The sequence below is a fragment of the Actinoplanes cyaneus genome, assembly GCF_016862095.1.
GTDB classification, from domain to species: domain Bacteria; phylum Actinomycetota; class Actinomycetes; order Mycobacteriales; family Micromonosporaceae; genus Actinoplanes; species Actinoplanes cyaneus.
The window spans coordinates 34,799-47,376 of record NZ_BOMH01000039.1; the positions used below are offsets into that span (position 1 = coordinate 34,799).

At 69.5% G+C, this 12,578-nt stretch carries 17 protein-coding genes; 7 read left to right on the top strand and 10 right to left on the bottom strand.

What is annotated here, in order from left to right; all coding sequences use genetic code 11:
* Positions 1-34: 34 nt before the first annotated feature.
* Both Acy02nite_RS25920 and Acy02nite_RS25925 read left to right on the top strand, forming a co-directional pair.
* Positions 35-757 carry a HipA family kinase gene (locus Acy02nite_RS25920; RefSeq protein ID WP_203744993.1) on the top strand — a complete coding sequence of 241 codons (723 nt, stop codon included), beginning with the start codon at positions 35-37 and terminating at the stop codon, positions 755-757.
* Entirely contained in the window at positions 754-1,122 is a 369-nt protein-coding gene (locus Acy02nite_RS25925; protein WP_203744995.1) for a DUF3037 domain-containing protein, read from the top strand. The genes Acy02nite_RS25920 and Acy02nite_RS25925 overlap by 4 nt, the downstream gene beginning before the upstream one ends.
* Positions 1,123-1,176: 54 nt before the next feature.
* On the opposite strand, the gene Acy02nite_RS25930 is transcribed toward Acy02nite_RS25925, so the two are convergent.
* Together Acy02nite_RS25930 and Acy02nite_RS25935 are read right to left on the bottom strand one after the other, a co-directional pair.
* Positions 1,177-2,046 (bottom strand): transglutaminase-like domain-containing protein, encoded by an 870-nt coding sequence (locus tag Acy02nite_RS25930; protein WP_203744997.1) that lies wholly within the window; start codon positions 2,044-2,046, stop codon positions 1,177-1,179.
* A 5-nt stretch (positions 2,047-2,051) separates the two neighbouring features.
* The gene (locus Acy02nite_RS25935; RefSeq protein WP_239175213.1) at positions 2,052-2,861 is read right to left on the bottom strand and encodes a MerR family transcriptional regulator; all 810 of its coding nucleotides are present in this window, start codon (positions 2,859-2,861) and stop codon (positions 2,052-2,054) included.
* A 196-nt stretch (positions 2,862-3,057) separates the two neighbouring features.
* Between Acy02nite_RS25935 and Acy02nite_RS25940 the strand changes: the two genes are divergently transcribed.
* Together Acy02nite_RS25940 and Acy02nite_RS25945 are read left to right on the top strand one after the other, a co-directional pair.
* Entirely contained in the window at positions 3,058-4,125 is a 1,068-nt protein-coding gene (locus Acy02nite_RS25940) for an ATP-dependent DNA ligase (RefSeq protein WP_203745001.1), read from the top strand.
* A 116-nt stretch (positions 4,126-4,241) separates the two neighbouring features.
* Positions 4,242-5,762: an alpha/beta hydrolase gene (locus Acy02nite_RS25945; protein ID WP_203745264.1), complete on the top strand. Its 1,521-nt coding sequence runs from the start codon at positions 4,242-4,244 to the stop codon at positions 5,760-5,762.
* On the opposite strand, the gene Acy02nite_RS25950 is transcribed toward Acy02nite_RS25945, so the two are convergent.
* On the bottom strand, positions 5,713-6,168 hold the full coding sequence (locus tag Acy02nite_RS25950) for a potassium channel family protein (protein WP_203745003.1): 456 nt from the start codon (positions 6,166-6,168) through the stop codon (positions 5,713-5,715). The two genes, Acy02nite_RS25945 and Acy02nite_RS25950, sit on opposite strands and share 50 nt — an antisense overlap.
* 78 nt (positions 6,169-6,246) lie before the next feature.
* On the opposite strand from Acy02nite_RS25950, the gene Acy02nite_RS25955 reads away from it, so the two are divergent.
* Positions 6,247-6,702 carry a GNAT family N-acetyltransferase gene (locus tag Acy02nite_RS25955; RefSeq protein WP_203745005.1) on the top strand — a complete coding sequence of 152 codons (456 nt, stop codon included), beginning with the start codon at positions 6,247-6,249 and terminating at the stop codon, positions 6,700-6,702.
* 154 nt (positions 6,703-6,856) lie between these two features.
* Here Acy02nite_RS25955 and ligD read toward each other — a convergent pair whose 3' ends face one another.
* The 3 genes from ligD to Acy02nite_RS25970 all read right to left on the bottom strand — a co-directional run bounded on the left by ligD (position 6,857) and on the right by Acy02nite_RS25970 (position 9,338).
* Positions 6,857-7,888 carry a non-homologous end-joining DNA ligase gene (gene ligD, locus Acy02nite_RS25960; protein ID WP_203745007.1) on the bottom strand — a complete coding sequence of 344 codons (1,032 nt, stop codon included), beginning with the start codon at positions 7,886-7,888 and terminating at the stop codon, positions 6,857-6,859.
* 264 nt (positions 7,889-8,152) lie between these two features.
* Positions 8,153-8,752, bottom strand: coding sequence for an LPXTG cell wall anchor domain-containing protein (locus Acy02nite_RS25965; RefSeq protein WP_203745009.1), 600 nt, complete (start codon positions 8,750-8,752; stop codon positions 8,153-8,155).
* 100 nt (positions 8,753-8,852) lie between these two features.
* Positions 8,853-9,338: a hypothetical protein gene (locus Acy02nite_RS25970; RefSeq protein ID WP_203745011.1), complete on the bottom strand. Its 486-nt coding sequence runs from the start codon at positions 9,336-9,338 to the stop codon at positions 8,853-8,855.
* 63 nt (positions 9,339-9,401) lie between these two features.
* Between Acy02nite_RS25970 and msrB the strand changes: the two genes are divergently transcribed.
* Complete coding sequence (gene msrB, locus Acy02nite_RS25975; protein ID WP_203745013.1) at positions 9,402-9,806, top strand: peptide-methionine (R)-S-oxide reductase MsrB; 405 nt, start codon at positions 9,402-9,404, stop codon at positions 9,804-9,806.
* Here msrB and Acy02nite_RS25980 read toward each other — a convergent pair.
* From Acy02nite_RS25980 to Acy02nite_RS25995, 4 genes are all read right to left on the bottom strand, one after another.
* On the bottom strand, positions 9,792-10,259 hold the full coding sequence (locus Acy02nite_RS25980; RefSeq protein ID WP_203745015.1) for a dihydrofolate reductase: 468 nt from the start codon (positions 10,257-10,259) through the stop codon (positions 9,792-9,794). The genes msrB and Acy02nite_RS25980 overlap by 15 nt on opposite strands.
* Positions 10,256-11,053: a thymidylate synthase gene (locus Acy02nite_RS25985; RefSeq protein WP_203745017.1), complete on the bottom strand. Its 798-nt coding sequence runs from the start codon at positions 11,051-11,053 to the stop codon at positions 10,256-10,258. Before Acy02nite_RS25985 ends, Acy02nite_RS25980 begins: the two co-directional genes overlap by 4 nt.
* A 13-nt stretch (positions 11,054-11,066) precedes the next feature.
* Positions 11,067-11,675 carry an NAD(P)H:quinone oxidoreductase gene (wrbA, locus tag Acy02nite_RS25990; RefSeq protein WP_203745266.1) on the bottom strand — a complete coding sequence of 203 codons (609 nt, stop codon included), beginning with the start codon at positions 11,673-11,675 and terminating at the stop codon, positions 11,067-11,069.
* Between the two features lie 65 nt (positions 11,676-11,740).
* Positions 11,741-11,995, bottom strand: a complete 255-nt coding sequence (locus tag Acy02nite_RS25995; RefSeq protein WP_203745019.1) for an isoamylase early set domain-containing protein — start codon at positions 11,993-11,995, stop codon at positions 11,741-11,743.
* An 83-nt stretch (positions 11,996-12,078) separates the two neighbouring features.
* Between Acy02nite_RS25995 and Acy02nite_RS26000 the strand changes: the two genes are divergently transcribed.
* Positions 12,079-12,525, top strand: a complete 447-nt coding sequence (locus Acy02nite_RS26000) for a GNAT family N-acetyltransferase (RefSeq protein WP_203745021.1) — start codon at positions 12,079-12,081, stop codon at positions 12,523-12,525.
* Positions 12,526-12,578: the final 53 nt, after the last annotated feature.

Sequence of the window (12,578 nt, forward strand, 5' to 3'; positions counted from 1 at the left end):
GGGGCCGGGAACCGCGGCTGGATAGGGTGATCAGGTGCTGCGCGAGGTCACCGCCATTCGTTATGTCACTCCTCTCCGCGAGGGTGGCTCGCTGCCCGGCGTCGTCGAGGCAGACGACCTCGGGACGTACGTGGTGAAGTTCCGCGGCGCCGGCCAGGGCCCGAAAGCGCTGGTCGCCGAGGTCATCTCCGGCGAGTTGGCGCGGCGGCTGGGCCTGCCGGTGCCGGAGCTCGCCCGGGTGGAGCTCGACCCAGTGGTGGCCCGCGCCGAGCCCGACGAGGAAGTCCAAGAGCTGATCAAGGCCAGTGCCGGCGGCAACCTCGGCATGGACTTCCTGCCCGGTGCGCTCGGTTACGACCCGAACGCGCACCCGGTCGAGCCCGGGCTGGCCAGCCGGGTGCTCGCCTTCGACGCGTTCGTCGAGAATGTGGACCGCAGCTGGCGCAACCCGAACCTGCTGATCTGGCACGGCGGCCTGTGGCTCATCGATCACGGGGCCACGCTCTACTTCCACCACAACTGGGCGCGGGCGGAAAGCGTGGTGCACCGGCCGTACAAGTGGGACGACCACGTGCTCAAGCCGTACGCCACACAGCTGCCCGCGGAGGGCCCGGCGCTCGCCGCCCGGATCACGCCCGAGCTGCTCGCCGAGGTGGTCGCGTTGGTCCCCGAGGACTGGCTGGACGACGGTGACCGTGACGCTTACCTCGATCATCTCGCGCGCCGCGCCGCGCAGCCGGAGGCGTGGCTGCCATGAGAATCCCGTACGAGTACGCCGTGATCCAGGCCGTGCCCCGGATCGAACGCGGTGAGCTGATCAACGTCGGAGTGCTCCTCTACTGCCAGCGCCAGGACTTCCTGGCTGCTCGGACTCATCTGGACGAGCCCCGCCTGCTCTGTCTGGACCCGGCCGCCGACGTGCCCGCGGTGCGCGCCGCCCTGGACTCGTGGGAGGCCACCTGCACGGGCGGCGGCGCCTCCGCCGGCATGAAGCTGGGCGAGCGTTTCCGCTGGCTGGTCGCCCCCCGCAGCACCATCCTCCGGGCCGGCCCGGTCCACATGGGCCTGGCCGAGGACGCCGCCGCCGAACTGGACCGCCTCGTCGGCCTCCTGGTGCATTAAGGCGCGTGTGGGAGACGAGCCCGAAGACGGCCGCGACGACGGCTGCGGCGCGGCCTAGGTGAGCGCCACGTCGTAATGGGCGCCCCGCGGGGAGACGCAGCGAACCGCCGGGCCCGGATGCAGTCGCGGATCCTCGGTGTAGCGCACCTCCAGCTTCCGCTCGGCGGCCTCGTCCCCCGCGTCGGCGGCGAGCAGCAGGTCGGCGATCTCGTCCAGGTGGGTCAGGTCCTCCGGAAGCTCGGCCGGGAGCTCGGACCACTCCCGGTCGGCGAACGGGATGCCCTGGCCGAAGATGTCCCAGAGCAGCAGTTCGTCGCCCATCCGGTGGGCCAGCTCCAGCATCAGGTAGTGCTGGATCATCCACGGGCCGCCGATCTCCTGGCCCGGCCCTGCCCCATACGCCGACGGGTCGATCTCGCCGCGCCGCATCGCCCGCCACGTCTGCGCCGCGGTCTGCAGCCCCGCCGGGGTCAGCTCCACCACCTCCACCCCGACGTCGGGATCGGTGCCGATCCAGCGGGAGCCGTCGTGATATTCGGCGATCACGTGATCCGCGTGGTAATCCGGCATCAGGTAACCGGCGAAGCCGACCCGGGTGCGGGCCGGGACGCTGTGGGCCCGCAGCGCGGAGACGGCGAGCAGTGCGACGTCCCGGCAGCAGCCGACCAGCCGTTCCGCCTCGGGACGCGGCGCGTCGAGCGGGACGCCGGCGAAGCGCTCCTGGTCGAGGTCGAGCATGCGGCTCACCCAGCGGGTGTCGATCTCAGCGAGCCGGTCCGGTGGGAAGTCGATGCCGGAGGCTCGATAGTGCACGGTCAGGTTCCGCACGGCCGCGTTGATCGCGGGCACGTCGCAGGGCAGCTCGCCGAGCCGGTCGTGGTGGCGGCCCGGGTCGGAGAATCGGGTCTGGCGTGTCCAGTCCATCGTCGTCACTCCTCGATCGGTTGTGCGACCAGGGCGAACGGGTCCTCGCCGGTCAGCCGGTCCCAATGGTTCAGATAGATCTCGCGCAGCGGGCCGGTGGCGACCAGACCGCCGGCGCTGACGTGCTGGTTCACCGCGTCGTACGCCGCGGTGATCCGTGGGTGGAAACAGTCGTCGCGCAGCACCGTCGCGAACGCCAGAAGCCGTGCCGGCTCCAGCCGGAGCGTGATGTCCCGCGCCGGCTCGACCGTCCCGGCGAAGGGCACGCAGACCTCGATGGTCGCCTCGGCATCCGGGGTGACCGGGCCGTGGTAGATCACCCAGTGCTCCGGCCCGTGCACCGCGCCCTGCTCGTCGAGGTGCGCCCGGATCGTCCACTGGGCGGTGCCGATCGCGGGCACGAGCGCCTGCTGGTCGACCTCCACCCGGATCGTGGCGATCCTGCGTTCGGGGCGGCGCTCCGTCCGTACCGCATAGGCCTTCTGGGGGTCGTCGGCATGGGCGAGACCGGTGCGCAACCAGTAGTAGGTGGATCGGCGAGCCTCCATTGCCGCATCCTCGGCGGCCCACCAGCGGTCGAGACGGGTCACCGCCTCGCTGTCGGGCCGCGCCAGCATCTCGCCGATCAGCCCCAGCGGAACACCGAGCCGGCGCAGCAGGCTGATCCGGCGGGCCGGCTCGAGCTGCGCCGGGGTGTATCGCCGATAGCCACTGCCCTCGCCGACCTCGGCCGGCGGCAGCAGGCCGGACGCGTCGTACAGCCGGAGGGCCTTCGCCGACAGCCCGGCCAAGCGACCGAACTCGGCAATGGACAAGGAGGCGGCACCCGGCACAGAGACTGCCGATGACGATGCGGTCTGAGGCGATGCGGTCTGAGGCGATGCAGTCGGGGGTGATGCCGTCGGCGGGGATGCGGGAGGCAGCGGCGAGCTCATGCGATCGATCGTGGGGTCTGCCCCAGGGGCAGAGTAAAGGGCTCCCCCGGAAGTATTTTCCCGGCACACTGAGCGGATGCAGCTGCCGATCCACCATCCGGTCAAGCCGATGCTCGCCAAACCCGTCGCGGAGATCCCACCGGGGCAGATCTACGAGCCCAAATGGGACGGATTCCGGTCGATCATCTTCCGGGACGGTGACGAGGTGGAGATCGGCAGCCGGAACGAGAAGCCGATGACCCGCTACTTCCCCGAGGTCGTGCAGGCGGTGCTGGCGAACTTCCCGGAGCGCGCGGTGATCGACGGCGAGGTGATCGTCGCCGACACCGAGCGCAACACGCTCGACTTCGAGGCCCTCCAGCAGCGCATCCACCCCGCCGCGAGCCGGGTGAAGCTGCTCTCCGAGCAGACCCCGGCCGGGTTCGTCGCCTTCGACCTGCTCGCGCTCGGTGACGAGGATCTCACCGAGCTGCCGTTCGAGCAGCGCAGGGAACGTCTCGAGCAGGCCCTCGCGCAGGCCCGGCCGCCGGTCTACGTCACTCCGGCCACCGGCGACCTGACGACCGCCCAGCGGTGGTTCGACGAGTTCGAGGGCGCGGGCCTGGACGGCCTGATCGCCAAGGGCCGTGACCTCACCTATCAGCCCGACAAGCGGGTGATGTTCAAGATCAAGCACAAGCGCACGGCGGACTGCGTGGTCGCCGGCTATCGGCTGCACAAATCAGGTGACAACCGGATCGGTTCGCTGCTGCTCGGCCTCTACGACGAGCGGGACGTGCTGGTCTCGGTCGGGGTGATCGGCTCCTTCCCGATGAAGGTCCGCGAGGAGCTGTTCGAGGAGATGCAGCCGCTGGTCACCGACTTCGAGGGCCACCCGTGGAACTGGGCGGCGCACCAGCAGGGCGAGCGCACCCCGCGCAAGAACGAGGTGAGCCGCTGGAACAACGGCAAGGACCTGTCCTTCATCCCGCTGCGCCCGGAGCGGGTGGTCGAGGTCCGTTACGACTACATGGAGGGTCTCCGATTCCGGCACACCGCCCAGTTCGAGCGCTGGCGGCCTGACCGCGAGCCGCGGACCTGCACCTACGAGCAGTTGGAGCGTCCGGTGCGCTTCGATCTGGCGGAGGTCCTCACCAGCCGCTGACCGGGATTGTCGGAGCCACCGGCTAGCCTTGGGCGCGCTTGAGAAAACGCTCGTCGAAAGGACGTGCCGTGCCCCGTCGATCGCGTTCGGTGATCGCTTCGCTTGCCGTGCTGGTCATGACCGCCGGCGGCTGCACGCTGCCCGCGTTCGCGCCGGAGGGCTCGGACGAGCCGGCCGGCCCGGGTGGCGGGGGCGCTCCGGCCTCGGCACCGGGCGCGGCCGCCCAGTGGTCGCCCTGCCAGGACGTGCCGGCGAAACTGGTCGGCCGGGCCGCGCCGGGCATGAGCTACGACTGCGCCACCGTGAAGGTCCCACAGGACTGGTCGAAACCGGACAGCGGCGGGACGTATGACATCGCCATGATGAGGGTCCGCTCGAAGTCGCAGAAGCAGCGGATCGGCTCGCTGCTGCTGAACCCCGGCGGCCCCGGCGGCTCGGGGATCGATCTGTCCGTCTACCTCTCGTTCGGCCCGCAGCTGGGCGGCCTGCCGACCGAGGTCACCGACCGGTTCGACCTGATCGGTTTCGACCCACGCGGGGTGAGCCGCTCGAGCCAGGTCAAGTGCATCAGCGACAGCGATCAGGACGCGAGTTTCGCGGCCGACCCCGACCCGGTCAGTCAGGCGGAGTTCGACCGGGTGGCGGCGCTGAACAAGAAGATCGCCGACGGCTGCGGCCAGAAATACGGCGACCAGCTGGCGAACTTCTCCACCGAGCAGGCCGCCCGCGACGTGGACGCGCTGCGGGCCGCGGTGGGCGACAGCAAGCTGACCTACCTGGGCTTCTCCTACGGGACGTTGCTGGGCGCGACCTATGCGCAGCTCTTCCCGCAGAACATCCGTGCCCTGGTCCTCGACGGCGCGGTCGACGCGACCGAGGACTACATCCAGGGCTCCGAGACCCAGGCCAAGGGCTTCGAGCGGGCGTTCGGCAACTTCACCACCTGGTGCAAGGCGAATGCCGCGAAGTGCCCGATCTCGGGCGACCCGCGCGCCGCGGTGACCGACGCCCTGGCCACGGCCGAGAAGTCCCCCCAGAAGTATCGGGACGGGCGCGAGGTCACCGCCGGCTGGATCTTCGTGGGGCTGATCTCGTCGCTCTACACCGAGTCCGGCTGGACGAGCCTGGCCGAGGCCATCGCCGACCTGGCCGACGGCGACGCCAAGGGAATCATGGACCTGGCCGATCAGTATGCGGAGCGCAAGGTCAACGGCACCTACTCCAACCTGTTCGACGCCAACCTCGCGGTGAACTGCGCGGACACCGAGGACGCGCCGACCGTCGAGCAGGTGCGCAAGCTGCAGGGCGAGTGGCGGCAGAAGTATCCGATCTTCGGGGCTCCGCTGGCGATGGGGATGCTGCCGTGCACGTACTGGCCGGGCAAGCGGGATCCGTATCCGGCCGGCAAGGCGAACGGCGCGCCGCCGATCGTCGTGGTGGGGACGACCGGCGACCCGGCCACCCCGTATGAGAACACCGCGCACCTGGCCGACATGCTCGGCACCGGGCACGTGCTGACCTGGGAGGGCGAGGGCCACACCGCCTATCCGTCGACCGACTGCATCGTCAAGGCGGTCGACAGCTACCTCATCGATCTGACGGTGCCGAAGGAGGGCTTACGCTGCCCTGCGAAGTGACGCCCTGACGGGCGGCCATCTCCTCGAGGAGCATGCGGACCTGTCGCAGGTTGGCCTTCAGTTCCTCCTGCTCCTCGTGCCGGAACGCGTCGTGGTCGACGATCAGCTTGCTGGCGAAATGCGCCGTGATCAGCGGGATCACCAGCAGCACCATGATCGAGATCAGCAGCGCGGCCAGCATCCGGGCCTGCCAGCTCGACGGGGAGATGTCGCCGTAACCGACGGTGGATGCGGTGACGACCGCCCACCAGAGGGAGTCGCCGATCGACCGGGTCTCGAAGTGGGAGTAAAGAGTCCCGCAGACCACGATCAGGATCAGGTAGGCGAGCAGCAGAGTCCGGGGCGAGTTGGCCAGCCAGATCACTCCGCGGTACACCGCCCGAGGCACACTGAGCAGCACATCCATCACGTCATCGTGCCTGAGCGGGCAACGCCGCGCAGCCCGCGAGCGGATCGCCGGGCCGGCGCTGCGAGACTGGCGGTCATGGAATTCCGGATCGCTGAGCTGGACGACGTCCCTGCCGTGCTGGCGCTGCTCGCCGATGACGCGATCTCCCGGGAGCGTGGCTTCGGCGAGGTCCCGGCCGAGGTGGAGCCGGCGATCGTCGAGGCGTTCGAGGCTATCACCGGCGACCCGAACAACGAGCTGATCGTCGCGGTCGACGGCGGCGTGGTGGTCGGGACGTGCCAGCTCACCTACCTGCCCGGGCTGAGCCGCGGCGGCTCGTGGCGGATGCAGATCGAAGCCGTGCGGATCCACTCCGGCCGGCGCGGCAACGGCCTCGGCGCGGAGATGATGCGCTGGGCGATCGAACGCGCCCGCGCCCGTGGCTGCCGGATGGTCCAGCTCACCTCGGACAACAAGCGCGTCGCCGCGCACCGCTTCTATGAGCGGCTCGGCTTCACGGCCTCGCACGTGGGCATGAAGCTGACGATCTGACCCCAAGGTACAAACTGCTTTGCGCGTACGGCGTCGAGCCGCGCCGCGAGGCGAAAGGCAGCGGCTCGCCGGGGCTCCCAGGATCGGCCGCTCCAAGGATGCTCGGCTCCCAGGACGCTCTGACCCAGGATCGGCCGCTCCCAGGAGAGGCGGACTAGGAGCCCGCCTCCCAGTTGGCCCGGTTCATCTTGCTGGGCTGGACCCGCGGCGGCTCCCCCGGCATCTTGGGGTGGTCCGGCGGGTACGGCATGTCGCCCAGTCCCGCCCGCTCGTCTCGCTCCACCCACTCCAGCAGCGGCGTCAGATCATGCGCCACGTCGTCGATCGCCGCGTGCGGATCCCCGATCTCCGCAACCCGCTTGGGAACGGTGCGAAGGTCGAAGTCGTCCGGTTCCACCTGCCTGAGCTCGTCCCACGTGACGGGTGTCGACACGGTGGCCCGCTGGTTGGCCCGCAACGAGTAGGCGCAGGCGATCGTCCGGTCGCGGGCCATCTGGTTGAAGTCGAGGAACACCTTCTGCCCGCGTTCCTCCTTCCACCAGGCGGTGGTGATCCCGGCCGGGTTGCGCCGTTCCACCTCCCGGGCCAGGGCGATCGCGGCCCGCCGGACCTGCACGAAGTCCCACCGCGGCGCGATCCGGACGTAGACGTGCACGCCCCGCCCGCCGGACGTCTTCGGGTAGCCCACCCAGCCAAGCTCGTCGAGCACCTCGTGCACGACGCCCGCGGCAGCGGTCACGTCGCTGAAGGTGAGTCCGGGCTGCGGGTCGAGGTCGATGCGCAGTTCGTCCGGGTGGTCGGGCTCGGCTCCGCGGACGGGCCACGGATGGAAGACCACGGTGCCCATCTGAGCCGCCCACGCGACGTGCGCCAGGTCGGCGACGCACAGCTCATCCGCCGTACGGGAACTGGGGAATCTGATTGTCGCAGTCTTGATCCAGTCGGGGACGCCGCGGGCCGGGATGCGCTTCTGGAAGAACGCCTCACCGTCGAGGCCGTCAGGGAAGCGCTGCAACGTGGTCGGACGGTCACGCAACGCGCGCAGGATGCCGTCACCGACCGAGCGGTAGAACTCGAAGACGTCCCTCTTGGTGTAGCCACGTTCGGCGAAGACGACCTTGTCGGGGCTGCTCAGGCGCACGGTGTGGCCGGCGATCTCGTGCTCTTCCGCGGCGGCTTTCGGCATGCCCCGACCCTATGCCACGACGAGCGGACCGCTCTGCCCCGACAAGCGACAGGCCCGCCACGACGGGCAACCGACTCCCCCTATGAACGACCGGCCCCGCCACGACGAGGGACAAGCAACAGGCCCCGCCACGAGCGACAGCCTCTCCCATGAGCGGCCGGCCGGGCCACGACGGGCGACAAGGCCCGCCGCGCCGAAAAGGTGAGGGTCACCCGACAAAGCCGGGTGACCCTCACAAATCGGACATAGCAGAGAACGAAAGGGTCACGCGGTGGTCCGGCGACGCGTGAACCAGAGCGCACCCACGCCACCGGCGATCAGCAGCGCGCCGACCGTGATGGTCGCGCCGACCGGCTCACCGGTCAGCGGCAGGGAACCCGAGCTGACGGCACCGCCCTGGGCGGAGACCGACTTGCTCACCGTCGGGGACGGGACGGTCTCGTTGTCGACACCGTTGCCGGGCACGGACTGCGCCCCACCGGTCGGCATCACGCTCGCACCGCCGTAGCCGGAGTGGCCGCGGGTGCCACCCACGGTGTCCGGGCTCGCCGCGGCAGCACCGGTCGCGGCCACGGAGGCGGCCGGCGGCGCGGCGGTCGTCGGCGCCGTGGTGGCCGGCGCAGTGGTGGTGGGCGCTGTGGTGACCGCGGGCGGCGTGGTGGTGACGACGGTCGCGGTCGGCGCGGTGGTGGCCGGCTGCTCGGCGCCATAACCCGCGCCGCCCCGGTCCGGGCTTGCGGTCACGGCCGGGTACGCGGCCGGAGCGGCACCGGCGGCGAGGGACGGCCACGAGACGGCGAGCGCGGCGAAGGCGGTGACACCGGCCGCGGGGAGACCCAGGGCCAGCCGACGAACTAAGCTCATGAGGAGTATCCGTTCTGTTGCCATTAGGTACATTTGCATCGTCTCACGCGAGCTTATCGGCAAATGACGGTTTTACCCGAAAAGATCCTTCGGCGCGTCATCACCCCGGAAGTCCACCGAATCGGTGACTACGCCACAAATGAGACAAAGCAAACACCTTGAGCTCGAACTGGGGATCGGCGGCGAAGAGTCCCCCGCTGTACGGCGCGGTGAGCTGCACGCTGGCGCCGGAATCCAGGTAGACCGACACGACATTGCGCCGCCCGCGCCGCTCGGCACGCAGGTCCACCACCTGGTTCCAGGGCACCTCCCCCTCGCCGAGCAGCGACGAGGTGCGGATCTCGCGGTTGCCCACCTCGACCCCGGTGCGCCGGCCGCCCATGATCCCGAGCGCGATCCCGAGCATCAGCGGCACCAGCACCAGCACCGCCCACGACCAGGCGGGCGGGCTCACCGGCCCGGCCCACACCATGGTCGCGATCACCCCCGTCGTGACACTCGCCACGGCGCTCAGCGCGCCGAGATACAGCCCGTGGCCGAAAGCCTGCTGGAAGGTCGGCCGGAACGTAGGAGATGCGGCGTCCATAGACGGCTCAACGGCCCGGTCACGCACGCCGCCGCACCGCAGGTGCGACGTACCTTTGACGGCATGGCAATCGAAGAGACCACCCTGCCCACCACCGAGGACGAGTGGCGGGTCCGGCTCGACCCGGCCGAGTTCCGGGTCCTCCGCGAGGCCGGCACCGAGGCCCCCTGGAGCGGGGAGTATGTCGACACCAAGACCGAGGGAATGTATCACTGCCGCGGCTGCGGCGCCGAGCTCTACCCGAGCTCGACGAAGTTCGACTCGCACTGCGGCTGGCCGTCGTTCGACGATGCCATCCCGGGCGCGGTCAAGGAGATCGAGGACCGCACGCACGGCATGGTCCGGGTGGAGATCCGGTGCGCGCGCTGCGACGGGCACCTGGGCCACGTGTTCCGGGGTGAGGGCTTCACCGCCAAGAACACGCGGCACTGTGTGAACAGCTTGTCGATCAAGCTAGACCCGCGATAGGTCCTCGACCACGTAACGGATCCCGTTCACCGCGGTGATCCATCCGGTGGAGGCGGTCACCTTCCACTCCGGGCCCAGCTCGGGGGCGTGGGTGTCGCCCTCCACGTCCAGATCGATCGTCGTCCGCACGATGTGGTCAGCGACCGGCAGGAACATGGCGTAGATCGCCGCCCCTCCGATGACCCAGAAATCGTCGTCGGCGATCAGATCCGGACTCAGCAGGACCTCGGCGCCGTCCGCCGTCCACGAAGCGTCCCGGGTGAGCACCACGTTCCGGCGCCCGGGCAACGGCCGGCGCGGCAGGGAATCCCAGGTGGCGCGGCCCATCACCACTGTCGCGCCCCGGGTCCGTTCCTTGAAGATCGCCTGTTCACCGGGGACGTGCCACGGGATGTCGCCACCGGCGCCGATCACCCGGTGGTGCGCCTGCGCCCAGATCAGGTGCACACTCATACGGCGACGGGCGCTTTGATGGCCGGGTGGTGCTTGTAGTCCACGACGGTGAAGTCCGCGAACTCGTGGTCGAAGAGGCTCGGCCGCGGCGCGATCTCCAAGTCCGGGAACGGGAACGCCTCCCGGCTGAGCTGCTCCTTCACCTGATCGACGTGGTTGTCGTAGATGTGGCAGTCGCCGCCGACCCAGATGAAGTCGCCCGGGATCAGGCCGACCTGGTCGGCGATCATACGGGTGAGCAACGCGTACGACGCGATGTTGAACGGCACGCCGAGGAACAGGTCGGCGCTGCGCTGGTAGAGCTGGCAGGAGAGCTTGCCGTCGGCGACGTAGAACTGGAACATCGCGTGGCACGGCATCAGCGCCATTTTGTCCAGCTCGCCGACGTTCCAGGCTGACACGATCATGCGGCGTGAATCCGGATTGCTCCGCAGAGTGTCCAGGATTTCGGAAATCTGGTCGATGTGGCCGTCCGGAGTGGGCCACGACCGCCACTGGTAGCCGTAGACCGGGCCGAGCTCACCGTCCGGAGCGGCCCACTCGTCCCAGATCGTCACGCCCTGATCCCGCAGCCACTGCACGTTCGTCTCCCCGCGCAGGAACCAGAGCAGCTCCACCGCGATCGACTTGAAGTGCACCCGCTTCGTCGTGACCAGAGGGAACCCCTGGGAGAGGTCGTAGCGCAGGCGCTCGCCGAAGAGGCTGCGGGTGCCGGTCCCGGTGCGGTCGCTCTTCGGGGTCCCGGTCTCCAGCACCCGCCGGAGAAGATCTTCGTACTGCGTGTCGACGGCCATGGACCCCTTTTTATCAGGCCCGCAACCTGCCACCGATCTGCACGATCCGGCGCGCCAGGTGATCAAGGGCGGCGAACTGCACGTCCGTCAGCGGCGCGTCGTTCGTCCCGCCGGTGACGTGAGAGACGCCATACGGATTGCCGTCCGCGAACTTCAGCGGATCCGTGTAACCGGGCGCGACGACCACCCCGCCGAAGTGGTAGATCGTGTTGTAGAGCGCCAGCAGCGTCGACTCCTGGCCGCCGTGCTCGGTGTTCGACGCGGTGAACCCGGCGTACGCCTTGTTCGCCAGCAGCCCCTGCGCCCACTGCGGGCCGAGCGTGTCGAGGAACTGCTTGAGCTGGCTGGCCACGTTGCCGTACCGGGTCGGCGAGCCGAACAGCACCGCGTCCGCCCAGACCACGTCGTCGGCGGTCGCCCTCGGCTCGTCCTTGGTGGTGTCGAAGTGCTGGCTCCACGCCGCGTTCGACGCGATCGCCTCCGGCGGGGCCAGTTCGGCGACCTGACGCAGCCGTACTTCGGCGCCGGCCTTCTCGGCGGCCTCGTGCAGCCGGCGCGCCATGGCGTGCAGGGTGCCGGTCGCCGAGTAGTAGATGATCGACAGCTTGACGTCTGCCACGATGTGCCCTTCGTCGAGGATGCACTTGCAAGCTCAAGCAAATCCCCTCGACGGGTCGCCCGAAACACTTATAGGCGGAGTTCACTGCCCTCCGGATCGTCGAACCAGACACCGCCGGACGCCAGGTACCGGAACTGGTACTCCCCCGGATCCAGCGGAACGCTCACCGTCCGCGTCCCGTTGCGGCGTACCTGCAGCTCGTGTCTGCCGGGCTGCCAGTCGTTGAAGGTGCCCACCACACTGACCACGCCGGACGGCTCGTCCGCCGGAAGGGTGAAGGTCACCCGCGTCTTGTTACCGAACAGTTTGCTGCGTTTGATCATCGCGTCCTCCACAGGCCGTAGCCCCATCACTACAACAGCGGGACCGGCGACGGGGTGACGACGCGCCGCTCTACGCTGTGCGGATGCACCCTGAGCAGCACGACGAGTTCCGCGCGGCCTCGTTCCGCGACCTGACCGCCGCCACGCTCTACGACATCCTGCGCCTGCGCAGCGACGTGTTCGTGGTGGAGCAGGAATGCGTCTACCCCGACCTGGACGGCCGCGACACCGAGCCCGGTACCCGACACCTATGGTTCTCCCGCGACCGGGAGATCCGGGCCTATCTGCGGATTCTCGATGACCATGGGACGGAACGGATCGGGCGGGTCGTCACGGCCAAGTCCGCCCGCGGCTCCGGACTGGCCGGGCGACTCCTGGGGCACGCACTGGAGATCATCGGCCACCGGCCGGCGGTGCTCGACGCGCAGTCGTACCTGGTCGGCTTCTACGGGAAGTTCGGCTTCGAGGTGTCCGGCCCGGAGTTCGTCGAGGACGGCATCCCGCACACCCCCATGACCCGCAAGATCTGAAACCCCACAAGCCGGGGCCCTTGCCCGTACGGCGTGAGCCGCCCGCCCCGGCA

Coding starts and splice junctions, on each gene's coding strand:
- Acy02nite_RS25925 (WP_203744995.1), top strand. CDS start 754: ATGAGAATCCCGTACGAGTACGCCGTGATCCAGGCCGTGCCCCGGATC.
- Acy02nite_RS25930 (WP_203744997.1), bottom strand. CDS start 2,046: ATGGACTGGACACGCCAGACCCGATTCTCCGACCCGGGCCGCCACCAC.
- Acy02nite_RS25940 (WP_203745001.1), top strand. CDS start 3,058: ATGCAGCTGCCGATCCACCATCCGGTCAAGCCGATGCTCGCCAAACCC.
- Acy02nite_RS25945 (WP_203745264.1), top strand. CDS start 4,242: ATGACCGCCGGCGGCTGCACGCTGCCCGCGTTCGCGCCGGAGGGCTCG.
- Acy02nite_RS25950 (WP_203745003.1), bottom strand. CDS start 6,168: ATGGATGTGCTGCTCAGTGTGCCTCGGGCGGTGTACCGCGGAGTGATC.
- Acy02nite_RS25955 (WP_203745005.1), top strand. CDS start 6,247: ATGGAATTCCGGATCGCTGAGCTGGACGACGTCCCTGCCGTGCTGGCG.
- ligD (WP_203745007.1), bottom strand. CDS start 7,888: ATGCCGAAAGCCGCCGCGGAAGAGCACGAGATCGCCGGCCACACCGTG.
- Acy02nite_RS25965 (WP_203745009.1), bottom strand. CDS start 8,752: ATGAGCTTAGTTCGTCGGCTGGCCCTGGGTCTCCCCGCGGCCGGTGTC.
- Acy02nite_RS25970 (WP_203745011.1), bottom strand. CDS start 9,338: ATGGACGCCGCATCTCCTACGTTCCGGCCGACCTTCCAGCAGGCTTTC.
- msrB (WP_203745013.1), top strand. CDS start 9,402: ATGGCAATCGAAGAGACCACCCTGCCCACCACCGAGGACGAGTGGCGG.
- Acy02nite_RS25980 (WP_203745015.1), bottom strand. CDS start 10,259: ATGAGTGTGCACCTGATCTGGGCGCAGGCGCACCACCGGGTGATCGGC.
- Acy02nite_RS25985 (WP_203745017.1), bottom strand. CDS start 11,053: ATGGCCGTCGACACGCAGTACGAAGATCTTCTCCGGCGGGTGCTGGAG.
- Acy02nite_RS25995 (WP_203745019.1), bottom strand. CDS start 11,995: ATGATCAAACGCAGCAAACTGTTCGGTAACAAGACGCGGGTGACCTTC.
- Acy02nite_RS26000 (WP_203745021.1), top strand. CDS start 12,079: ATGCACCCTGAGCAGCACGACGAGTTCCGCGCGGCCTCGTTCCGCGAC.